The organism is Marinobacter sp. AC-23 (assembly GCF_001858325.1).
Classification (GTDB): domain Bacteria; phylum Pseudomonadota; class Gammaproteobacteria; order Pseudomonadales; family Oleiphilaceae; genus Marinobacter.
The window spans coordinates 1-23,905 of sequence record NZ_MBPP01000047.1; the positions used below are offsets into that span (position 1 = coordinate 1).

Here is a 23,905-nt window from a genome sequence, read left to right on the forward strand (position 1 = left end):
AGCCAAATCGACGCCACCACGGACACCGTAGAATTCACTAACGGATTGGTATTAAAAGCAGGTGAAGCCAGCGGTGATGTGTCTGAGCGGGATATTCGCCGCATCCAGATTCGCGAAACCATCAAGGCCCATTTGGACCGCGAGAAACAATTGTTCGTGCAGGGCATCAAGGTGCTGTCGTTGTTCTTTATCGACGAGGTGGTTAAGTACCGCGATTACGGCCAGGAAGATGAAAAGGGTGAATATGCCCGCATCTTCGAGGAAGAATATCAGTTGCTGAAGAACGAATACTTGTCTGAGCTGGCCATCGACAATCACGCTTACCGCACGTACCTGGAAGCTATTGAGCCGGCCGCGACGCACAACGGCTATTTTTCCATCGACAAAAAAACCAAGCGCCTGAAAGACCCGGTGGTAGGGGCCCGCGCGGTCGACTCCGACGACGTGAGTGCCTACGACTTAATCCTTAAAGACAAAGAGCGCCTGCTATCCTTTCAGGAACCAACACGATTCATCTTCTCTCACTCGGCGTTGCGCGAGGGCTGGGACAACCCCAATGTGTTTATCATGTGCATGCTCAAGCACAGCGACAACAGCATCTCGCGCCGGCAGGAAGTTGGCCGTGGCTTGCGCCTTTGTGTAGACCGGCATGGTGATCGGGTTGATCACCCGGCGGTGGTACATGACATCAACGTGCTGACTGTTATTGCCAGCGAGAGCTACAAGGATTTTGTTGCTGGCCTACAGCACGAAATAAGCGAAACACTGAGCGCACGCCCACGGCAAGCAACAGAAGCCTATTTCACGGGCAAGCAGCTGATTACCGAACAAGGCACTGTCGAAATAACACCCGCCATGGCTAAGCAGGTTTACCGCTACCTGGTAAAGAACGACTACACCGACGACACAGACCAGATTGCCGAGGCATACCACGAGGCCAAGTCACAAGGCGTTCTGGCCGACTTGCCAGAAGAGCTGAAGCCTTATGCGGATGAAGTATTCGCGCTGATTGATACGGTGTTCAGTGAAGCCCAACTGCCAAAAATCGAGGATGGCCGCAAGCCGAAGACCAACCTGCTCAATGCCAACTTCGACAAAAAAGAGTTCCAGGCTCTGTGGCAACGCATCAATCGCAAGGCGGTGTATCGGGTCGAGTTTAACTCTGAGGAGTTGGTGCACAAGTGCATCTCTGCGCTGGACAAGGAACTGCGCGTTACACCACTGCAGTACACCGTTCACAAAGGCATTCAACACGATGGCCTTACGGATGAGCAGTTGCGAACGGGCGGTGGCTTCAAGGTTGAGGAAACAGCCACCGAGTACGGTGATTCGGTTCGCTCCCTGGTGCGATATGACCTGCTGGGTAAGGTGAGTGAAAATACCCAACTGACCCGTGACACGGCGGCGCAGATTCTAAAGGGGATTCAGCCTGCGGTGTTTAATCAATTCCGGCAAAACCCGGAGCACTTCATTGCCGAGGCGTCCCGGCTAATCACCGAACAAAAAGCCGCCATGGTGATTGAGCGACTGGCCTACGATGAAGTCGATGAACGCTACGACGTGGATATCTTTACCGCCAGCCAAACCGGCCAGGACTTCTCACGCGCGACAGAGAAACTGAAGAACCACGTATACGACTATGCCATTACCGACTCCAAGGTTGAGCGCCTCTTTGTGCAAGAATTGGACACCAGCAGTGAAGTGGTGGTTTATGCCAAACTGCCGCGGGGCTTCCTGATTCCCACCCCTGTGGGCGATTACAACCCAGACTGGGCCATTTCTTTCCGTACTGGCAACGTCAAGCACATCTACTTTGTTGCCGAGACCAAAGGCACTATGTCGTCGATGAAGCTGCGGGAGATTGAAAAGACCAAAATCGAATGTGCGAGAAAGTTCTTTGATGAAATCAGTCAGCGGATTACTCAGGATAAAGTGAAGTATGACGTGGTAACGGACTACGCCAAGCTAATGGACGTTGTTGGGAAATCTGCCAACGCTGATTGAACCATTGCAGGACGCCGACATGAAAGCAGATACGCATCTCCGAACCCAGGCCTATCTTGTCGCACGGCATCACCATCCGGCTTGGAAGCTTTTGTCTGCAACAAGGGGGCCGCTTGTGCTGAGCTGCCTTCAAGCCCTGATGGAGCGGAACCAAGACGAGATTCTTCTCGAAGACGCACAGCAGATGCTGACAGACATCCTCACGGAGCACGCCAACAACGACGAGTTCGAGCTGCAAACTGACGATCCGGCAGGCGATGCGCGGCGCGAGTTGAGATCCTGGATTCGACGCGGGTTAATCGTGGAGCGTGAGGGACGACTGATTGCGACCGATGCGCTGCAAAAAGCCCTCAGCTTTGTGGAGAGCCTGGATGATCGAATCATGACGTCCACCGCTTCCCGTCTGGCGACCGTGCAGCGTGAGATCGAGAATCTCGAAACCCGCCTTAACCCGGACGCACAGAGCCGCGCCGATCATATTCGGAGAAACATAAAAGCTCTTGAAACAGAGTTGGCGGAGGTTGAAGCGGGTCAATTCAACGTTCTGGAAGGCGTTGAAGCCGCCGAGGGTATACGAGAGGTATTCAACCTGGCAACCAGTTTGCAGGCTGACTTCCGGCGAGTAGAGGACTCTTATCGGGCCGCAGACCGGCGCCTGCGCCAGTCTATTGTTAGCGAGCAACAGCATCGCGGGGACGTTGTGGATCGGTTGTTGGATGGTCACGACAGTTTACTGGAAACCTCCGAGGGCAAGGTCTTTCATGGGTTTCACGAGCAGCTAAGCCGCTCGACCGAGCTGGACAATATGAAACTCCGACTGCGAACAATATTACGCCATCCTTCGACGCGTCATGCTTTAACCAAACAGCAACAGGACGACCTTCGCTGGCTGGTGATCCGATTGATTCAAGAGTCGGCATCGGTTATCAAAGCCCGTGCGCGCAGTGAGCGTGACGTCAAAGGCTTTTTGAAGACGGGCCTTGCTGCAGAAAACCACAGGGTTGGCGCGTTGTTGAACGGCATACTCAATACAGCGCTTGCACTCGATTGGTCGAATCACCAACTGCGTAACAGTGACGCTCCCCTGCCCCCGATTGCCGTCGCCACGTCAAGCTTGCCTCTGGTGGAACGGCTGAGATTCAAATCTGCCGCGGAAGAAGAATCCAAAGATCTTGAGCTGGCTGAGCAGGGCGTCGACCTTGGTGATGTTGATGAGGAGTTCTGGCGCGCATTTGACGGTCTCGACCGGGAAGCGCTGTTCCGGGAGACGGTAGAATTACTGTCGGTAACCAATCAGCCTATGACAATGGCCAATCTTGCCAGCCATCTTCCGCCCACTCATGATTTGGAAACCCTGGCACTCTGGCTGAGCATGGCCCGTGAAGCGGAGGTGGCTATTTCCGAACATCAGGAAGTCGTTGACGTAACCGATACTCTGGGCAACACATTACGTTTTTACGTTCCGAAACTGGCACTAACGCGGGACGCGGTGCAATCCATAACGTGGGAGCTTTAATGCTATGTCTGATTTTTTCGGTCGTCTGACGGCCAAAACAGAAGAGACGCCCCCGAATGATCAAGTTCCAAACATCCCCGCGGAACCTGCCAATCCGGAGCAGTCGCTGGCTTCTACCGAGGCTGAATCAACCCAATACACGCCCAAAAACCTGAAAATAGCCGCGCAAGAACTCTTGAAATACGGGTTGCTCGAAGCGGACCGCAAGCCCAACCTTTACCAGATTGCCATCAATCAAACCTCGGCTATCGATCAAATCCTGGAGCCTTTGGACCTCCGCCTGAAGATTGATGACATCCGGGGCCTGGCTTTTCTGGTTGTATCCGCTCAGCTGTTCGCCGAGGAAGATGATGAGTGGTCGCACCCATTGATACGCCGTCAACGGCTCAATCTGGAGCAATCGCTGCTCATTGCTATCCTGCGCCAGCACTTTATTGCCCATGAACAGGAGGCAGGACTGGGCGCCGGCGAGGCGTCGATTGAGCTGGATGAGCTATTGCCACAGCTACAACTGTACTTGGGAGATACTGGCAGCGACGCTCGAGATCAAAAGCGGTTGCGCAACCTGCTGGAAAACCTTAAGAACCACGGTATTGTGTCGGAAGTCGATGCCAACAACCAAGTTGTGATCAGGCCTATCATCACCCATCTCGCCAACCCTGAAAACCTCCAGAACCTTTTGCAACACTTCCGAAAACTGACCGGTCAGCAACCGGGTGCTGAGGAGGACAAACCATGACACGGTCACAAGAGGAACTCTTTGCCACAGAAATTCTTCCCTTCTCAGCGTTCATCCTGACGCACTTGGATCTTTACAACTGGGGGCCGTTTGGTGGGCGCCACTGCGCGGAAATCGATTCCAAAGGCACCGCCATCATTGGCCCAACAGGGAGCGGAAAAACGACGCTTGTGGATGCCTGATGACACTGCTAACCCATCAGCCGCGATATAATCTTGCGTCAACAGGTGGCCATGAGAGCGACCGCGACCTGATATCCTACATCCGTGGCGTGTCCGGCGCCGGTAACAATTCCGGAGACAACAGTCACGTTGCCCGGCCCGGCAAAACAATCACGGCGGTGAGTGCTCGATTTCACAACGGCGACAAAGCAATACGGATTGGTGCGATATTCTGGGTTGAAGGCAGCAGTTCTTCGGTTAGCGACCTGAAGCGCCTGTGGTTGTTCTCGGAACGGGATGACCAAAACCTGGATAATTGGCTGGCAATCCATCATGAGGGTGGCGCACGAGAACTGAAGCAACATGCCCGAGACGCTACCGGTATCCAGATCAACGACAGCAAAAAGGCATACCTGGCGCAGGTGAGGCGTTTTTTCGAAGTGGGCGAAAACGCCTTCACCCTGCTCAACCGAGCGGCCGGGCTCAAGCAACTGAACAGTATTGACGACATTTTCCGTGAGCTGGTTCTTGATGATCATTCCGCTTTTGAACGAGCAGGCGAAGTGGCCAGTGAGTTCGATGACCTGGCAACCATCCATGGGGAATTGGAAACGGCGCGCCGACAACACCAATCGCTACTGCCTATCTGCGAAACCTATCAGAAGTATCAGGCTACCAAAGAGACACTGGGTAAAACGCAAACCCTAAAAGATATATTGCCTGTCTGGTATGCGATGACCGGGTACCAACTGTGGACTGACCAGATCAATGAGCTTAAGGGGAAGCTTGAGGAAAGCAGCGCGAACAGTTTATCGCTGGATGCTGCGGTCTCAGCGCTAAAACATAAAGCAAACACGCTCAGTGACATTTATCTGCAAGCTGGCGGGGCCAGTATCGAGCAGCTCAAAGAGCAGATCTCACAACAGGAACGGTGGGTCCAGGAGCGACAAAACGATTCGGATAACTACCTTAAGCTGGCATCAAGGCTAGGGCTGGACGATACGCTCAGCGCTTCAGCCCTTATATCCAATCAACAGACATGCAAGGAAAAGCAACAGCAGCTTTCAGAATTGCAGGAAAACCAGGATCAAACGGTGCTGAAACGCGGCGTGGAATGTAGCAAGCTCGGGGATGCTATCAATGAACTCCGTGACGAGCTTGATCGCATTAAGGCGCGCCCGGCGTCGAACATCGATGGCCGGTTTCAGGAGTTTCGCAGTGAATTGGCAACGGCCCTACACCTAGAAGAAGAAAATCTGCCATTTGTGGCAGAACTGCTGGAAGTCAAAGAGGAAGAGAAAGCCTGGCGCGGCGCAATCGAACGTGCCATTGGCGGCCACCGATTGAGATTGTTGGTGCCGACAGCCGCAATGAAAACGGCGTTGGACTGGGTGAACCAGCGAGACAACCGCCTTCACGTTCGCCTGCTTGAAGCCGAGGCGCCGAAAAGCCAACCTCAGTTTATGGATGACGGCTTCACCCGCAAACTGAACTTCAAAGAGCACCCACACCGAGAGGCGCTAAAGAAGTTTCTGGCAGGCATCGACCGGCACTGCGTTCCGTCACCAGAAGCACTGCGCGAAAAGCCTCATGGCATGACCAGAGAAGGCCTGATGTCCGGCCAGCGTGGCTTTTTCGAAAAGCAGGATAACAAGCCACTCAACAGGGGCTGGATGACCGGCTTTGACAACCGTGATCGCTTAGCCGCTTTGACCGACGAGCTCACCGTGACTCAGCGCCAGACCGACGAGGCTGAGGCGAATTTAGAGTCTGCCCGTAAGGCGCTCACCGATACGCGAACCAGATATCAACTTTACTCCAGCTTGTCAGACATTAGTTTCCAGCAGATTGACCTTCCCGGCGCTGTATCCGAGCGAAAGGCGCTGCAAGAGCGATACAACGCTTTGACCGCCCCGGACTCTGACGTTGAAAAAGCTCGCAAACAATTCGAGGCAGTGGACAGCGAACTGTCGGTTACGCAACAGACGCTAGCTGACGAACGTTCTCATCAAGTAAGGTTGGAAGAGCGACGCACACGCGCCACCGAACGGGTTGCAGAAATGCTGGAACGGATTGGCGAAGGGCTGACCGACGACCAACTGGCCTTGGCCAACGACCACTTCAGCCCGCCGGACACCGGCCAACACGATAAGCTCGACCAGCTAGAACGGAAGCAGGGAGTCACGCTCGACGATGATATCAAGACTCTATCCCAGCGAGTGAGCGGGTTCGAACTCAGCCTGACCCAGCAGATGGGGAAAGCCAAGACGATCGATACGGGCGCGCTTTCAGAAATCGGTAGTGACATTCTCGATATACCAGAATACCTGGAACGACTGCGCATTCTCGAAGAAGAAGCCTTACCCGAAAAGCTGGAACGTTTCCTGAATTACCTGAACCATTCGTCAGATCAGGGCGTCACTCAGCTTCTCGCCCACATAAAAAACGAAGTGACGGTTATTGAGGAGCGTATAGCAGACCTCAATGCGACCCTGCAGCGGGTAGACTTCCAGCCCGGCCGGTATCTCAAGCTTGAGCCCAGGCGCGTTACCCATGAATCACTGCGCACTCTTGAACAGGCGCAACGTCAGTTACGCGCGGATGCGTTGAAGGGCGATCAGGGTGAGAGCCATTTCCGGGCCCTTGAAAATATGGTGAAACTGCTGCGGGATGCCAGCGACAACAAACGCACAGTAGGCGCTCGCGCCCTGCTCGACCCTCGCTACCGGCTGCAATTTGTCGTTTCGGTACTTGATCGAGAAACCGGCGTCGTCATTGAAACCAGAACCGGTTCCCAGGGCGGCAGTGGTGGCGAGAAAGAAATCATCGCAAGCTACATTCTGACGGCTTCCTTGAGCTATGCCCTGTGCCCTGACGGAGCCACCCAACCGCTTTTCGGCACCATTATTCTCGATGAGGCATTCTCCAAGAGCTCCCACGCCGTCGCTGGCCGAATCATTTCAGCGCTCAATGAATTTGGATTGCATCCGTTGTTCGTCACGCCCAATAAGGAGATGAGACTGCTACGGGACCACACTCGTTCGGCGATTCTTGTTCACCGCAAAGAGACGCGAGCAACGCTGACATCCCTGAGCTGGGAAGAGTTGGAAGCCCACGCAGAAAAAATGACCCGGAAACCTCATGAAATCCCCAGCTGAGTTGGCATTGAAGCTTGCCAGGCAATGGCAAAATGCTGATCTGAGAGAGCAGCGCCTGCTTAACCCTGACAGCTGGCCACTCAAAATTGCAATTGGTAAGCCATCCGGGCGCATTATTTCTGAGAACCTGGAAAGGGTTCGGAAACACTTTGATCTGTGGCGCGATGTGACAGTAGGGCAGGTGGACTGGACGTTCCAAACATTTCGCAGTGCTAGCAAGGACGTTCAGGTTCCCGAGTTTTGGGTGCTGAGTTCGCCTAGTGAGTGGATTGCGGCGACAAACAACAACGAGATCAACAAGGAGTACCAGACCCTATGCCGTCTAGTACCTGAAGTGGATGAGTGTTTTCGCCGTTTACTGATCCGAAAGTGCCGCCTGGTTCTGGACAAGCCCGAAAATGAAGTTATTCAGTCTGCAGAGACCTCTCGCCTTTTATCGCCAGGTTTTGCAGAGGGGAAACCGCTTCGAGCTTTGTCGGTAGGTGGAGTCGACACCAAGTTTTTCGAACGGAACCGACAGCTTCTTATCCAGATGCTGGATATTCTGTTTGCCGGCCAAGCGAGTGAACTTGGTTTGGAAGCCTTTCTTGGCGCAGATGATGAGGGCCATCATTGGTTGTTGATTGTCGATCTGGACGGCGGGTTACTCCCATTTTCACAACTTCGGGTTCGTGCCCGCGAGCTATTAAAAACACCTTTACCCGGCGCATACGTTCTTATTATCGAAAACGAACGCTGCGTTCACCAGTTGCCTTACGCTCCTAACACGGTTGCGGTCTTGGGGGCTGGCCTGAATTTATCGTGGATGCGTGCTTGCTGGCTCGCTGAGAAAAAAGTGGCTTATTGGGGCGACATGGATACCTGGGGGCTAACCATGCTGGCTCGGGCCCGAGAGTTCCAACCCGCTTTACTGCCGTTACTCATGAACGAGGCTATTTTCAATTCCTTTGCCAGCGACAAAGCGGTGCAAGAGCCGCAACCAGCTGACTCTATGCCCGTGGCCGGCCTCACACCTGAAGAGCGAGTATTTTATATCGAGCTGCTACGGCGAGAAAAAGGACGATTGGAACAAGAATTTCTGCCGGATAACCTTGTCCATACTTCCGTGTCTCATTGGTTGGAGAGGTTCTAAGATACGGAACAGGCTATTACATCCAAATCAGATCCCACACTTTTGACGGCGGGCTGACCGCCGCTGCAGCTATGGCGAGATATCGACTTGCCTCTCATGCAGTGACCAAACTTGGTTGAACACCACAAAAGGTGGCTCAGGTTGCGAAAACCAGCGCCTTCAACGAATCGATGATCGTCACCGGGCGGTTAGTCTTACACAGACCGATCCACTGGCTTCAAAACGGAAGCCAGGCAAAAGGGTTGGGTTTTGGCCTGGCTATCGTCCGGCGGATTTGCGAACTGCTTGATTACCCGCTCGACTTGCGATCTGTTGTGGGCAAAGGGTCGGTTTTCGGTATCCATATCCCTGTGGGTAGCGAAGCTCTGATTGAGTCAACCGAACAGGAAATTGATGCGCAGTCATGGAATCGGACCGGCCAGCATATCCTAGTAATCGATGACGACCGGGACATCCTTGCAGCCATGGAAATACTGCTTTCCCAGTGGCAGTACAAAGTTACCATGGCAGTATCACTGGTAGAAAGCATCGACTGCCTTGAGTCGTCGGGATTGATTCCTGACCTCATATTGTCCGATCTCTCATTGCGAGGCCAGAGTAACGGACTCGACGTTATTGATCAGTTGAGAGAACGATTCGGTCGCAATATTCCCTGCGCAATCATCTCCGGGACAACAAACAGCGAACATCTGCAACAGGTTGAAAAGAGCGGCCTGCGGCTCGTGCAAAAGCCCGTTCGTCCGATGGAGCTCCGCAGCGTTATTCACTATCACCTGGTGGCCGCGAAGGACCAAGGTAAGGCAACCTCAGCCTGATTTCTTCGCGTGGAATTCCGCTCAGCTATTCAAGACCACTGTTTCCCAGTGCGATTCTCATAAACATTCTTCTTAAAGCTAATTTTTAAAAAACCTAACTTCATTATTTTAAAGGACAATTTAAAAAACAGTATTTTGTATTTTGAAATTCAAGAACACTTGGCCTATGATTTTTCAGCGCATCGCCTTTCTTGCTTTTATAGCAAGATCGTTTCAAAAAAAACCGCAGCGAAGGAAATCTCACGATGATAAAAACAACACGTCTAACTCGTCACTGCACGACTTGGCTGATGGCCGCGGCACTCAGCACACCGCTGTTCGCCAGCGCCGAAAACCTGCGCTTTGGCGGTAACTTTCCCGAAGATCACTCCAGCAGCCAAGCCATGGAAATCTTCAAGAAAGAACTGGCCAGCCGCACCGATGGCGACGTTACCGCACAACTCTTTCCCAACATGCAGCTAGGCGGCGCAGGAGAGAACATCGATCAGGTGAGTTCCGGAGCAGTCATGGGCACCTGGGTGGGCATCGCTTACCTGTCGCGAATAGTGCCGGAATTTGAGGCTCTAAGCCTGCCGTTCGCTTTCGACAATCGCGAAGACGCCTTCCGCGTCATCGACGGCGAAGTGGGCGATATGCTCAACGAGAAGTTGGCCGAAAAGGGATTCACCGCCCTCGGCTATATGGAGCTTGGCTTTCGCAATGTCACCAACAATGTGCGTCCGATTGAATCTAAAGCAGATTTTGACGGGCTCAAGATTCGTCTTCAACCCAACCAGACCCACCTCGATACTTTCCGAGCCCTGGGTGCCAATCCCGTTTCCATGGGCATAAAGGAAGTTTACGGTGCGCTCCAGCAGGGCGTAATTGACGGTCAGGAAAACCCGTATAGCGTCATCGCCACGCGGCGTCTCGACGAGGTGCAAAAATATCTGTCCGATAGCCGTCACTTCTACGACTATATTGTCATCGTTGCCAACCTGAAGAAGTTCGAGTCCCTCAGCAAAGAACAGCAGCAAGCCGTCAAGGACGCCATGGATGTCGCCGTCAAGTGGCAGCGCGGCAAAGCAGCCGAGGAAGCCGACACTGCTCGCCAAACGCTGATTGATCGGGGCATGGAATTCACCTCCCTTTCCCCTGAGACTCGCGAAGAGCTGAGACAAGCAACCCAGAGCGTTGTCGATGATCTGAAAGACAAAATCGATCCGGCAATAGTCGAAAGCGTGCAGGCGGTTTTGAAAAAATGAAACCTGGAACGCCGTGGTTGGAAGCGCATTCTTCCAGTCCGGCGCAACGTCGCTTTCTGGTGGCAATACTGGCGATCGATCGCACATCCTATTATGCGATCATTCTGGCCATGGGTCTGATGACGCTACTGGTATCGGCCCAGGTTTTTGCTCGCTTTGTGTTATCCACTTCCATTGACTCAGCGGATGAGCTGTCGCGCTTGTTCTTCGTCTGGGCGATCTTTCTAGCCATTCCACATGGCATCAAAGTCGGCATACACGTAGGTATTGACGCGGTCGCCAGCTTATTTTCCGAGACGTTTCAGCGGCACTTGGCTCGTTTAATGGCCTTAGCCAGTGCCTTTTGATGGTGGCCTTGGTGTGGCTGTCTCTGGGCGCGGTGGGAGATAAATGGCAGCAGCTAATGCCCACGGTTCCAGTGACCGCCGCCGTTTTCTATATAGCCGTGTTGATTAGTGCCGGACATAGCCTGCTGCACCTGATCGCGCAGGTTTTCGAGATCGAACCACTTCCCAGCGCTCCCGCAGCGAGTAAGGAAGGAGAGACCTCATGACGTTAGCTATTGTTTTCACTTTCCTGATTTTCGCCTTGCTGCGCATGCCGCTCGCCTTTGCCCTCGGCCTGGCTTCGCTGGTCGGACTCTTCGTCGGCGATATGGATTTTTCGATCATGCCCCAGCGCATGATGCACTCCATCGACAACTTCCCATTAATGGCTATCCCGCTATTTATGCTGGCCGGTGAATTGATGGTCGCCGCAGGCATTCTGCAACGCCTGGTCGATTTCGCCAACTCGCTGGTCGGTCGCGTGCATGGAGCCTGGCCCATGTGGCGATTCTCGCCGGCATGGTGCTCGCCGCCGTCAGCGGCGCTGCTGTAGCCAGCGCCAGTGCATTGGGAAGCGCCCTGATACCCTCTATGCGCGAGAAATATGGCACCGGATACAGCAGTGCGGTGGTGGCCTCTGCCGCCAACCTTGGAGCCATTATTCCGCCCAGCAACGCCATGATCGTCTATGCGTTGATGGCAGGCTCCAGTGTTTCCGTCGGCGGACTCTTCATGGCCGGTGTGGTACCGGGCATCATTCTGGCGATTGGTTTCATGGGGCTTGCCTCGTTCATTTCGGCACGTCGGCGCTACCCCCTGACCGAAGGCAGCATCGGGCTGAAGCAAACCCTGATCCAGACCTGGCGCGCCCTGCCCATCCTTTTGATGCCCGTCGTGATCGTCGGCGGTATCGTCGCGGGCGCGTTTACCGCTACCGAAGGCGCAGCAATTGCCGTGGTCTACGCGCTGTTGATGGGATTTTTCGTCACACGCCAGCTACGACTTTCCGATCTGCCCAAGGCCATGTTCAGAGCTGCAATAACCGCTGCCATGGTGGGTGCCCTGATTGCCTTTGCCTCCACCATGACCTTCGCCTTCACCATCGACTTGATACCGATGCAGTTGGCCAGTTGGTTGCAGGACTTCACCTCCGATCCGATGACTTTCATGCTATTGGTTATGGGTCTGTTGATCTTGGTGGGCATGTTCATCGAATCAAACGCCGCATTCATCATGCTGGTACCGCTGCTGTCACCAATCGCCCTGTCGTACGGCATTGACCCTTTGTTATTCGGCTTCCTGTTCGTGATGAATCTGGTGGTCGGCATGATGACACCACCGGTAGGCGTACTGCTGTTCGTGATGTGCGGCATTTCGCAGATCAGCCTCAATGAACTAATGAAGAGCGCCTGGCCTTTTATTGTTTTCCAGTATGTGGTGCTGGCCGCATGCTTGATCTTCCCCGGCATCGTCACTTGGTTGCCCAGAGCGCTTGGCTATTGAGCCAAGCCCGACGCCCTCATTATAAAAAGCAAAGAGCTTGCCATGAAACTGCTAGTCATCAATCCTAATATTTCCCAAGACGTGACTCGCCTGATCGAGAATGAAGCCTCTCGCAGCATTCGTTCAGCAACCGAATTGACCATGGCCACCGCCCGTTTTGGCGTGGCCTATATAGAGACCCGAGCAGAAGCCTTGATCGGCGGCTATGCCTCCATGCAAATCGCAGCGGAACATTATGAACAGCACGACGCCATCGTGGTCGCCGCTTTCGGCGATCCTGGGCTTAACGCCTTGCGCGAGATCATGCCGATCCCTGTGGTGGGCATGACCGAGGCAGCCCTGATGAGTGCGTGCCAGCACGGTGGGCGCTTCTCGGTCATTGCTATTTCGCAACGTATCCAGGCCTGGTACCGCGAATGCATCGCATCTCACGGCCTCGAAGGGCGACTGGCGAGCATTCGCGCCCTGGACGAGCCGTTGCAGCATATTGGCCGGGTACAGGAAAATCAGGGCGAGCGCCTGATTGAACTAGGCCGCCGCGCGGTAAAAGAGGATGGCGCAGACGTGCTGATCCTCGCTGGTGCGCCTCTTGCCGGCTTGGCTCGCTCAGTGTCCGACCGGATGCCGGTACCGACCATCGACGGTGTAACCTGCGCCTTGATTCAGGCTCAGGCCATGGTCGACATGGCAGCCAGGACGCCCTCTGCCGGCAGCTATACTCAGCCCCCGACCAAGCCATGCCAAGGCCTCGGCTCTGCGCTTGCTGCTTTGGTGGGCCGCCAGCCGATGGATGAACCACTTACTTGATCACCAAGCGTTTATGCTAAGTGCTACCGCAGCAAGCCTCTTCAGGGACTTGTTTCACTATTTATCAGGAGGTTTTGCGCATGAGCACAACGAACAACACTCTCCTAACATCTGACACCGCTGAAACGATGCCTCATCCGCGTCGCATTCAGTTCACTTCTCTGGCACAGGAAGCCTACAAGGTACTACAGCAGATGATCGTTCACGGCGAGTTGGCACCAGGTGCACGCATCGTTGAGCCTGAGCTGTGCGAACAACTTCAGATTTCCCGAACCCCGCTGCGCGAAGCAATCCGCATGCTGTCTAGTGACGGTCTGGTCGCTAGACGGCACAACCGAAACGCTGTGGTGACACTTATCGATTCCCGGGAGCTCGAACATCTGTTTGAGGCCGAAGCCGGTATTGAGGGTCTTGCCGCGGGGTTAGCCGCAAGCCGAATGACCAACACTGACCTCAAACAGCTGGAAACACTGCAGGAGCGTCTAGAGAAGCTTCAGGCGAAAGGCGACCGCGCCGCTTATTTTGCGCTCAACCAACGTATCCATGCCCTGCTGGTGGCGGGAGCCAAGAATCCTGTGCTGGAGGAAACCCATCGGCGCTTGCTCGGTCGCCTTGAGCGGGCCCGTTATCTGGCTCTGGATAGCATTGACCGCTGGCAAGAGTCTACCGACGAACACCGTGCCATTCTGGAGGCGCTCAAGGATCGCAACGGCGAACTCGCTCAACGCCTGTTATCTGATCACGTTCGGCACACCGGTGAAGCCATTACTGATAGCAATCGTTAATGTGAAGACAACCCGTAGAGACCTGGAATGATCGGGCCGCGACCCGCTACAACTAAAACGATAACAACAAGAGGACTGCCGCATGGACAACACAAACAACACCTCAGCATCGCGGGATAGTCTCCAGCCGGTGGCGGAGGCACAACGGCCGATGACTCAGAGCAGCTATGCCCTGGTCTTCTGGTCGTCGGGCATCATCGTCCAGATCATGGTGATCGGGCTGTACTTGTTGCATCCGGTAGGCGCTCTGAATTTCGTTCAGGTCATTGTGGCGGGGGTGGTTGCCAGTATATTGGTCGCCCTGTTGATGACGCTACAGGGGCATGCCGGCATGCGATACGGCATTCCGTTCATCGTTCAGGGGCGAACGGCATTCGGCACTCAAGGTACCAAGGTCGTCGCCAGCTTGAGATGCATACCGGCTATTGCCTGGAACGGCATCGGCACTTGGATTGGTGCCCTTGCCCTGGAGCAGGTCACAACGAGTTTGTTCGAGCTCGGCAATGTCTGGGTTTATTTCTTCTTTCTATTGATCCTGCAGAGTTTGCTGGCCTATCGCGGCGTGGGTACGATCACCCGATTCAATGGCGCGATGTCGCTGATCATTTTCGCCATGCTGTTGTATTTCTTCTATATAGTATTTGCAGAAGGTAACATCGATTTTTCAACTGCCTCGGAAGTACCCGGGTCCTGGGGGCTGCTGTGGATCGCCGGCATGATGGCGGCCTTCGCCAACTGGACGACCGTTATTCTCAACAGCTCTGACTTGACCCGCCAGGTCAATCCGCGGGGGCGTTCTATTTTGCGCGTCAGCGCAATTGCCAACTTCTTCGGCGTCATCCCTCCATGGCTATTCATGATTCTGTCCGGAATGCTGATCGGTCTGGCAACCGGTAGCACCGATCCGATCGCCGGTCTCGTCGAACTGGCACCTAATCCGGTGTTTGGCATTGTGCTGCTGGTGTTCATCATCCTGGCGCAGATTACCTCGAACCTCACCCTCAATATTTTGCCGCCGGCACTTGCCTTCCAGGACATCTTCAAGATTTCCTGGCATGCCGGAATTATTTTGGTCGCCGTGCTCTCGGTGGTGACGGCCCCCTGGCATTTGTTCTCCAGTGATTACTTCTTCAAGTTCCAGAACTTCTATGCGAGTTTTTTAGGGCCGGCCACCGCCATCATGCTGGCGGACTATTTCATCATCCGCAGAACTCAGCTCGATGTGGAAAAGCTCTACGATAACAAAACCTATCGCTATTCACGTGGATTCAGTCTACCAGGCATGCTGTCTCTGGTAGCCGGCGCGGTGGCGTCCTTCGTGTTTCTCGACTATTCATGGCTGGTGGGCTTTCCCTTTACCCTGGTGCTCTTTCTGGTCGTCAAGAAAATCGGATCGAATGGATAGATGCCGTGATGAAAGAAGACGATTTCAAAGTACGCATGTTCGTGAATGGTCAGGCGCTGGCTGGCGGTTCCATAAACTTCGCTCTGGAAGGCGCCGCGTTTCTGGGCAGGGTCAGGACTGCGGGTAAATATCGTTTCTATTCCGTTCGAGACGAATTTCCCGGGCTTTTGTCGGTGTTGAATGACGGGCAGAAGATACCGGGTGAGCTCTATGAGGTCTCCTACGCCCAGCTACGCGAAAGCCTGTTGCCGAATGAGCCCGCGGAGCTGGAACTCACGGTCATAGAGCTGGAAGACGGATCCGGTTCACTAAGCATGTGCTTGAGAGAGTCGGCAGTCAGGCTGCCGGCGGTAGTGGATATCACGGCAAGTGGGGGTTGGCTTGCCTATTTGGAAAGTCGGCAGTCGAAGCGCTGAAAGAGAAACAGGGTGTGCCGCAGGCCAGCATCCACAACGAATATAAAGGTAACAACGTCATGAACTTCGATACATTGATTAAAAACGGCCGGATCATTACCGCTGTAGACTGTTACTACGCCGATATCGCCATCAAGGCGGGGCGCATCGTGGCACTCGGTCATGAGCTGGGCGCGGCGACTGAGGTCATCGATGCTGAAGGATTATGGGTATTGCCCGGCGGCATCGACGCGCATTGCCATCTGGATCAACCACTCGGCGACGGTGCGGTAATGGCCGACGGCTTTTACAGCGGTACCCGTTCCGCGGCTTGCGGTGGCACCACCACCGTGATGCCCTTTGCTGCCCAGCAAAAGGGCCAAAGCTTGCGTGCCGCGGTGGACGATTATCATCGCCGCAGCGATGGCCAGGCTTTCATTGACTACGCTTTCCACATGATCGTTTGCGATCCTACCGAAACGGTGTTGAAGGAGGAGCTCCCAGCGCTGATCAAAGAGGGCTATACCTCTTTCAAGATCTACATGACCTACGATGATCTCAAACTCAACGATCGGGAGATTCTCAATGTTCTGGCGCTGGCGCGACGCGAGGGCGCTATGGTCATGGTGCACGCGGAAAACGCTGACTGCATCGCCTACTTGACCGAGCTTCTCACTGAGAGCGGCAACACTGGGCCTTATTATCATGGCGTAGCACATTCGAGCATTGGCGAGCGTGAGGCGTCCCATCGCGCGATTTCGCTGGCCGAGCTGGTCGACGTGCCGGTTCTGATCGTGCATGTTTCCGGCACTGAAACCATCGAGCAGATTCGTTGGGCACAGAACCGTGGGTTACGCGTCTATGGTGAGACCTGCCCTCAGTATCTGATGCTCACGGCCAAGGATCTGGATCGTGACGGGTTCGAAGGTGCCAAGTATGTCTGCAGCCCGCCGCCCCGGGATCCGGCAGCCCAAGAGGCGGTTTGGCAAGGGCTCGAATCCGGCGTTTTTCAGGTGTTCTCCTCGGACCATGCACCGTTTCGCTTCGAGGATGACAAGGGCAAGAAGCTGCACGGCGAACACGCCCATTTTGAACACATCCCCAACGGCATTCCCGGGCTTGAGACGCGTCTGCCGATTCTGTTTTCTGAAGGGGTGGTCAAAGAGCGTATCGACGTTACCCGTTTCGTCGCGCTGACCGCGACCAACCCCGCCAAAATCTATGGGCTATATCCACGCAAAGGCACCATTGCTATCGGCAGTGACGCCGACCTGACGTTATGGGACCCGACGGCAAAAAGCACCATACGCAACGCCGAGTTGCATCACGCCGTGGACTATACCCCTTACGAGGGGCTTGAGCTGACCGGCCGCCCCATGCTTACGCTATGCCGCGGTCGGGTAGTATCTCGCGCCGGCAAGCCCGAGAGCGAGGCCGGTTACGGTGAGTTTCTAAAGTGCGACAAACCCCGGCCGGCGCGCCCGCGCGGCAACGCCAAAGGCTTCTGATCATGACCCCAGACGAGATCGTAACCGCCGGCGCTCAGCGCTTGGTCGACGCCTACGAACGGCACACGCAGATTCCGCTGCCCGAGGATATTTCACTGACCGAAGCGCAGGACGCCTATGCCATTCAGGAGCGGGTATCGGCGCATTTGGGTACGCCCTCGGGCTGGAAACTCGGTGGAATTATCAAGGGCGAGGTGCCACGTTTCTCGCGGTTGTTCAGTGAACGGAGCCGCCACTCACCGGCGCGGCTAGCGCGGAATGACTACCATAGGGTGTTTCTCGAACCGGAACTGGCCGTAGTGTTGGGAGGCGACTTACCAGCACGGGACACACCCTACACATTGGAGGAGATAGCCGCTCAAGTCGCCAGTCTGCACGCGGCGATCGAGGTGGTCGATAGCCGGTTTAAAAGCTGGCCCGAGGTGCCGCCATTGTGGCAACTCGCCGATGGTTTGAGTCATGGCAGTTTCGTGTTGGGCAGCGGTGTCGATGGCGGAAATTTGCGGCAAATGAAAGACGCCGCCTATCGCTTGACGCTAAACGGTGACGTCGCCTTGTCGGGCCGTGGTGGTCACCCCGGCGGCGATCCCGCGCTGCTGTTGATGCAGATGATCAACACCCGTATTGCCGCCAGTGGTGTGGGGTTTCAAGCAGGTGAAGTGATCACCACCGGCACCTTCAATGGCGTACTGGAAATGCAACGCGGCCATAATGCTCGATTGGTGTTCGAAGAGATAGGCGAGGTGGAGTTGATCTTGGATTAGCGAAAGCAGGTAATAGAGGCTGCGAATGTTCTAATCGCCTCCGGCAAACCATGGACCTTACTCCCTCTGGAAGCACCCAATGCGCATAACCTTTTTGGGAAAAGTCGCTGCTGGCGGAATACCACTTTACGGTTGTGGTTGCGCGACCTTTGCGCGAGAGCCCTGCTTCGCCCTGATCGAATCCGGAACCACCCGCATTCTGATTGATAGCGGTAGGATCTGCACAAACGCTTGGCTCCCGGCGAGCTGGACGCCATTGTGCTAACGCATTTTCACCCTCATCCTGTACAGGGCCTGTTTCGCCTGTGCTGGAGCAAGAAGCCAAATATCCCGGTGTTCACTCCGCCTGACCCTGACGGCTGCGCCGATCTATTCCACAGTCACTATCGCTTCAATGAGTAACCATTGCCAAATTAGCTTTGACACTGATCGTATACGAACGACGGCACTTTCAACGCCTGTCGGTTGTCTAGAAGCCCTGAAACGATTCAGCTATCAACTACCCTTGCCTACCTCATTAAAGAGGCTTTATGACATCTAACATTCCACCATTAAGGGTTGGTTTCATTCTGCTCCCACGGTTCACGCTCAATGCATTCGCCGGGTTCATAGATTCCCTGCGTCTCGCCGCAGATCAAGGTGGGCGAAGCCGTAAGATTCATTGCAGCTGGGAAATCATGGGAACGAAGCCAGTAACGTCAAGCTGCGGGATTGAGGTTCTTCCGAGGGTGCCGTATCAGGATGTAGGCGACTTCACCCATATCGCTATTTGTGGTGGTAATAGCTATTTAGATCTCGAAGAAGACAAGGATTTAAGCTTGTACCTAAAAAAAGCCAGTCGTTCAGGGGTCAAGTTGGTTGGGGTTTGCACGGGCACCTTTGCCATAGCGCGCGCCGATCTTCTGAAGGGGGAGCGTGTCTGTGTTCACTGGAATGTAATCAACGAGTTTCGTCAGCAGTTTCCACATATTGATGCTACACCTGATCGTATTTTCCTGCAGTCGGCACGTGTCATTACATGCGCAGGCTCCTCCGGTGCCACGGATATGGCCCTACATCTAATACGCCAGTTCTGCGGTTCAGAAAAAGCACAGCAAGCAATTCGGCATATGATCCTCACCGGTGTGCGTATGTCCAACTCACCACAAACTCATTTTTTCGAGGCCATCCATGACATCCGTGACGAGCGGGTACGCGTAGCCGTACTAACCATGGAGCAATCCCTTAACAGCAAACTCAATATTGACAGCCTAGCGGCACATCTCAACATAGGACCACGTCAACTCAATCGTTTATTTCTCCATGAGATGAACATGACAGCCATGCGTTATTTCCGGATTATGCGGCTGCGCTATGCCGATTGGCTGCTACGCCACACCAATAGCTCCATCGCCGAAATTGCTGCAGATTGTGGCTTCTCCGATGCGGCTCATTTGTCACGCGATTTCACCGCCCACTACGCGAAGAATCCAAGCCTTGCACGGCATACTGATACGGCCAAACTGCCCACTAGTGCTCCGACTGATTAACCCGCATATCCACTATGAGTGTCTATTTTTAGCTGACCGCACCCCAACGCTAACTAGCCATGCCTAAACGCTCTTAAACACCCAGCCATGTCCTGAATATTCAAAATCACGTCCTAAATATTCTATCCCAGCCATGGGCGGACACCCTATATTGGCTTCCTAGAATAATAAAACCGACACCAATTCTCTAAAAACAAATCGGAGTGTCTCTGATGAAACACAATAGATCTATACAAGTTCTTGCCACTGCAGTTATAGGTTTTACCTTATCTTCCGTGTCCTCAGCTGCCGATATTGAGTTACGCGCAGCGACTGTAGGCAATCCAGGGGGTATTCAGGTAGCTGGGCTGAACGCGCTATCTGATCACGTCTCTGAAGCTACCAATGGCAGCGTCAATGTGAAGTTGTTTCCTTCCGGCGCTCTGGGAGGGCAAGTTGCTAATATTGAGTCGCTTGATTCGCACACCCTAGACATTGTCGCCATAGAAACAGCCATTACGACGATTAATAACGATTTAGGCCTCCTCTCCCTGCCCTATTTATTTCGTGATCGCAGTCACGTGAATAGCGCGTTAAATGGCGGGGCTGGTGAAGAAATCCGTCAATGGCTACGCGATGATGGTTACCGTGTTCTAGGCTTCTACGAAGGCGGCTTCCGACACATCACAAACAATCGTAAACCTATCGTTGAACCCAAAGACCTAGACAGTTTGCGCATTCGAACCCCAGCCAGTCGTCAGCGTGTGATGATGCTAAATGCGTGGGGGGCCAACGCTTCACCACTTCCCTACCCAGAGCTCTACTCTGCGCTTCAAACTGGCGTTTTCGATGGGCAGGAAAACCCCCTGGTCGAAGTGAGAGCTAGCCGTTTCTACGAAGTTCAAGATTACCTCTCCCTTACCGGTCACGTTTACACCACCGGCTTTCTGCTCATGAACGAGACCCGCTTCCAGGCCCTACCCGAGCAAGTACAACAGGCGTTATTGGATGGCGGCGACAAAGTACTCGAAACAACAGTGGCTTTTGGCACTGAGGCTGATGAAAAGATCGTATCACTGGTCGAAGAGAACGGCGTGAAGATCAACCAAGTCGACACAGAGGCATTTGTAGAAGCGTCGCAGCCGCTTTGGAGTGTTTTTACCAAAAAAATGTCCAGCAAAGCCCGGGATCTTGTTAAACGAATATCCGAAATGCCGTGACCTAGGCCTTTAATGGCAAGTTCTCCAGATTAGGTTATCCCCAGGAAGACTCACTATGCTCGATCGTTTTTTCGAAGCAGTCGCTGCGCTATTGCTGTCAGCAATTACCCTGCTAGCGCTTGCCTCTGTGATGGCGCGCTACGTTCTCAACACTTCATTGGCATGGAGCAGCGAGATTCTCATCGGCCTGCTGGTCTACGCCACTTTTTTCTGCGGTTACCTGGCACTACGCCAAGGTGCTCACCTCAGGATCGATGTTCTTGTAGCTCGCCTGTCACGCCGTGCGCAGTGGAGCATCTTCTTTATCAACCAGGCTTTGATCGGCGTGGTCGCCTAATCATGGTGATTTGGGGTATAGAGCAGTCGATCACCTTTTCTCAGCGCACGACGTTGATGTTAGAGGCGCCACGCTGGCTCTTCTACATAGCCGTACCCATCGCAGGAGTCGGCATGTTGGCGGAGTTAATTCGCCAATGTGTTCTCGCGGTTCGAGTCGGGAAAACACCTTATGAGGTCTCGACCGAGGAGATGTCGTCATGATCTTGATAGCTATTCTTTTGGCGTTACTGACTTTAATCGGGCTAGCCATGCCGATTGCCTTCGCGCTGGCACTTGTATCGATTGTCGTGCTTGCCTTCTCAGGTATCGACATGCTGGTTCTTGTTCAGCAGCTCTACCGAGGCACTGAGTCTTTCCCGTTACTTGCCGTGCCAATGTTCATTTTGGCAGGTCAAATCATGAACCACAGCGGCATTTCAGCGCGCCTGATCGATCTGGCGCGAGCGCTAGTTGGAGCGTTTCGCGGCGGTCTCGCAGCGGTCAATATTCTTACATCGATGCTTTTTGCTGGCATGAGCGGCACATCGATGTCTGATACCGCAGCTGTTGGCGGCGTGATGATCCCGCAAATGATCAAGCGTGGCTACGCCGCACCTTTCACGGCGGCCGTAACGGCGTCCTCTTCTACTATCGGCATTATCATTCCGCCCAGCGTTCCCATGGTTCTGTTAAGCGCCTATATGGGGCTCTCCACTGGAGCACTGTTCGCTGCGGGTCTGGTCGCAGGGGTGCTCATGGCCCTGGGGTTGATCACGACAGCTTGGTGGATCTCGGTAAAGCGTAACTACCCTGTCGAGGCCGCCTTTTCAATCGGCCACCTGGGTAGAACCTTCGTCAGCGCGTTTCCAGCGTTGTTAATGCCGGTAATCATTCTGGGCGGCATTCTCAGTGGCATATTCACGCCCACAGAGGCATCAGCCGTGGCTGTGGCTTACGGCGTAGTGGCTGGAATGCTGTTGTACCGATCGCTTTCTGCTCGGTCGCTTTATCGCGCGCTCGTAGAGAGCGCCGTGTTGACCGGAGCCGTAATGTTCGTCACTGCTGCCGCCCACACCCTAGGCTATACCTTCACCTACGAGAGCCTGGGCGAGCTGGTTCTACAGCCTTTGACACAGCTTGATATTGGCCCCATTGCGTTTCTATTGGTACTCAGCCTGATTCTAATCATAACTGGCACGTTCCTCGACGGTATCGCAATGATGTTCATCGTTGTGCCGCTCTTTCTTCCCAGTGTTCAACTGCTCGGAATCGAGCCGCTACAGTTCGCGATGGTCGTCATTATCTGCTGGGGTATTGGCCAGCAAACCCCACCCGTTGGCGCTGCGTTGTTTATCACTAGCGTGATATCCCGTGTCGACGTCATTCGTATCACCCGGGCCAACCTGCCCTTCATCGCCGTGATGTTCGCCGTTCTGCTCGCCGTTATTTTATGGCCTGAAGGCATCGTCATGAGCGTACCCCGCTTGCTTGGACTTTAATCCGGCCAGCATAAACTTCGATCGATCTTAAGGAATACCTATGAAAAACCAGCAATTTCTTGATGTCATTTATACCCATACCGAAGGTGAGCCTACTTGTATCGTTCATAGCGGCATCCCTTATCCGTACGGCGGCGACATCCTCTCCAAGCGCGAGTATCTCAAGGAAAATCACGATCACGTGCGTACCAGCCTGATGCGAGAGCCCCGAGGCCACCAGCATATGTTTGGTGTATTTCTGACCCCCCCTTCGGATGCCGACCACGATGCCGGCATGCTCTGGATGGATGGAGAGCAGTTTGTTGATATGTGCGGCCATGGCACGATCGCCCTTTCAATGTCCATGGTTGCTCATCGTCTGGCGCCAGCGCCTCAAGCTGACGGTCTAACCCGGATTCGTTTCGAAACCACAGCCGGTACTGTCGTCTCAGAGGTTAAGGCCGATGAAGAGCGCGTCCACTGGACACGGTTTGAAAACGTGCCGGCATTCGTGATGGAGCAGGATATTCCGGTAGAAGTGCCAGGGCTAGGCACACTGAAAGCTGATCTGGTATTCGGCGGCAACTTCTTTGCCATCATCCGTGTGCCGTCAGATGTACAGCCCATTTGTGCTGAAAACGGCAGCTATTTCTCCCAGGCAGGGGAAGCGGTAAAAGCAGAAATTAATCGACGCATGGAAGTACGCCACCCGACTCGCCCCCATATCAATGGGCTCAACTTTGTTACCTTTTGGCACGAAGGAACGCAGCCAGACTCTCTCTACCGTAACGTTCACGTTTTCTCCGGGGGAAAGTTGGATCGCTCTCCAGGCGGCACTGGAACCAGCGCTATGATGGCAATGTTCCATGCCCGAGGTGAGCTAGAGGTCGGCCGACCAATATATTCCGAGGGGCTACTTGGTAGCGGGCGCTTCACCGGCGAGATCCTAGGCGAGACCGAGATCGGCGGCTACAAAGCGATTCGTCCCAGCGTTCAAGGCACCGCCGAACTCGTTGGCTACGGCAAGTGGTTGATCGACGAGACAGACCCAGTGGGTCGTGGATTCGTCATTCGATAAACCCAACCAAGCATTAGACGGGTGTAAAGACCTCCCATTCA

At 54.2% G+C, this 23,905-nt stretch carries 20 protein-coding genes and 2 pseudogenes; all 22 read left to right on the top strand.

Annotation, left to right across the window (positions count from 1 at the left end; genetic code table 11):
- Window positions 1–2,004: pseudogene (locus BCA33_RS15065) on the top strand (restriction endonuclease subunit R); the annotation flags it as partial.
- Window positions 2,005–2,023: 19 nt separating this feature from the next.
- Window positions 2,024–3,520 carry a DUF3375 domain-containing protein gene (locus tag BCA33_RS15070; RefSeq protein ID WP_071267129.1) on the top strand — a complete coding sequence of 499 codons (1,497 nt, stop codon included), beginning with the start codon at window positions 2,024–2,026 and terminating at the stop codon, window positions 3,518–3,520.
- A gap of 4 nt (window positions 3,521–3,524) precedes the next feature.
- Entirely contained in the window at window positions 3,525–4,259 is a 735-nt protein-coding gene (locus BCA33_RS15075; RefSeq protein ID WP_083394782.1) for a DUF4194 domain-containing protein, read from the top strand.
- Window positions 4,256–4,441 carry an ATP-binding protein gene (locus BCA33_RS22075; protein ID WP_071267131.1) on the top strand — a complete coding sequence of 62 codons (186 nt, stop codon included), beginning with the start codon at window positions 4,256–4,258 and terminating at the stop codon, window positions 4,439–4,441. Before BCA33_RS15075 ends, BCA33_RS22075 begins: the two co-directional genes overlap by 4 nt.
- The gene (locus BCA33_RS15085) at window positions 4,441–7,578 is read left to right on the top strand and encodes an ATP-binding protein (protein WP_071267133.1); all 3,138 of its coding nucleotides are present in this window, start codon (window positions 4,441–4,443) and stop codon (window positions 7,576–7,578) included. The genes BCA33_RS22075 and BCA33_RS15085 overlap by 1 nt, the downstream gene beginning before the upstream one ends.
- Window positions 7,562–8,710, top strand: a complete 1,149-nt coding sequence (locus tag BCA33_RS15090; RefSeq protein WP_071267136.1) for a Wadjet anti-phage system protein JetD domain-containing protein — start codon at window positions 7,562–7,564, stop codon at window positions 8,708–8,710. Before BCA33_RS15085 ends, BCA33_RS15090 begins: the two co-directional genes overlap by 17 nt.
- Before the next feature lie 242 nt (window positions 8,711–8,952).
- Window positions 8,953–9,525, top strand: a complete 573-nt coding sequence (locus BCA33_RS15095; RefSeq protein WP_071267138.1) for a response regulator — start codon at window positions 8,953–8,955, stop codon at window positions 9,523–9,525.
- A 245-nt stretch (window positions 9,526–9,770) separates the two neighbouring features.
- Window positions 9,771–10,769, top strand: coding sequence for a TRAP transporter substrate-binding protein (locus tag BCA33_RS15100; RefSeq protein WP_071267140.1), 999 nt, complete (start codon window positions 9,771–9,773; stop codon window positions 10,767–10,769).
- Window positions 10,766–11,116 (top strand): TRAP transporter small permease, encoded by a 351-nt coding sequence (locus BCA33_RS15105; RefSeq protein WP_071267142.1) that lies wholly within the window; start codon window positions 10,766–10,768, stop codon window positions 11,114–11,116. Before BCA33_RS15100 ends, BCA33_RS15105 begins: the two co-directional genes overlap by 4 nt.
- Window positions 11,116–11,322: a hypothetical protein gene (locus BCA33_RS15110; RefSeq protein WP_071267144.1), complete on the top strand. Its 207-nt coding sequence runs from the start codon at window positions 11,116–11,118 to the stop codon at window positions 11,320–11,322. Before BCA33_RS15105 ends, BCA33_RS15110 begins: the two co-directional genes overlap by 1 nt.
- 44 nt (window positions 11,323–11,366) lie before the next feature.
- A pseudogene (locus BCA33_RS15115) lies at window positions 11,367–12,598 on the top strand (TRAP transporter large permease).
- Window positions 12,599–12,640: 42 nt separating this feature from the next.
- On the top strand, window positions 12,641–13,405 hold the full coding sequence (locus tag BCA33_RS15120; protein WP_071267146.1) for an aspartate/glutamate racemase family protein: 765 nt from the start codon (window positions 12,641–12,643) through the stop codon (window positions 13,403–13,405).
- 80 nt (window positions 13,406–13,485) lie between these two features.
- On the top strand, window positions 13,486–14,190 hold the full coding sequence (locus tag BCA33_RS15125) for a GntR family transcriptional regulator (RefSeq protein WP_083394784.1): 705 nt from the start codon (window positions 13,486–13,488) through the stop codon (window positions 14,188–14,190).
- Window positions 14,191–14,272: 82 nt separating this feature from the next.
- On the top strand, window positions 14,273–15,595 hold the full coding sequence (locus tag BCA33_RS15130; protein WP_071267148.1) for a cytosine permease: 1,323 nt from the start codon (window positions 14,273–14,275) through the stop codon (window positions 15,593–15,595).
- Between the two features lie 8 nt (window positions 15,596–15,603).
- A complete protein-coding gene (locus BCA33_RS15135; RefSeq protein WP_071267150.1) occupies window positions 15,604–16,011 on the top strand; it encodes a gamma-glutamylcyclotransferase in 408 nt (135 codons plus the stop codon).
- Between the two features lie 14 nt (window positions 16,012–16,025).
- Window positions 16,026–17,498, top strand: coding sequence for a dihydropyrimidinase (gene hydA, locus BCA33_RS15140; protein WP_254774459.1), 1,473 nt, complete (start codon window positions 16,026–16,028; stop codon window positions 17,496–17,498).
- A gap of 2 nt (window positions 17,499–17,500) precedes the next feature.
- On the top strand, window positions 17,501–18,262 hold the full coding sequence (locus BCA33_RS15145; protein ID WP_071267152.1) for a 2-keto-4-pentenoate hydratase: 762 nt from the start codon (window positions 17,501–17,503) through the stop codon (window positions 18,260–18,262).
- 530 nt (window positions 18,263–18,792) lie between these two features.
- Window positions 18,793–19,791 (top strand): GlxA family transcriptional regulator, encoded by a 999-nt coding sequence (locus BCA33_RS15150; protein ID WP_071267154.1) that lies wholly within the window; start codon window positions 18,793–18,795, stop codon window positions 19,789–19,791.
- Between the two features lie 212 nt (window positions 19,792–20,003).
- Window positions 20,004–20,990, top strand: coding sequence for a TRAP transporter substrate-binding protein (locus BCA33_RS15155; protein ID WP_071267156.1), 987 nt, complete (start codon window positions 20,004–20,006; stop codon window positions 20,988–20,990).
- Window positions 20,991–21,045: 55 nt separating this feature from the next.
- Window positions 21,046–21,327 (top strand): TRAP transporter small permease, encoded by a 282-nt coding sequence (locus BCA33_RS20875; RefSeq protein ID WP_217632682.1) that lies wholly within the window; start codon window positions 21,046–21,048, stop codon window positions 21,325–21,327.
- Between the two features lie 199 nt (window positions 21,328–21,526).
- Window positions 21,527–22,807 carry a TRAP transporter large permease gene (locus tag BCA33_RS15165; RefSeq protein ID WP_071267158.1) on the top strand — a complete coding sequence of 427 codons (1,281 nt, stop codon included), beginning with the start codon at window positions 21,527–21,529 and terminating at the stop codon, window positions 22,805–22,807.
- Between the two features lie 40 nt (window positions 22,808–22,847).
- Entirely contained in the window at window positions 22,848–23,864 is a 1,017-nt protein-coding gene (locus BCA33_RS15170; RefSeq protein ID WP_071267160.1) for a proline racemase family protein, read from the top strand.
- Window positions 23,865–23,905: the final 41 nt, after the last annotated feature.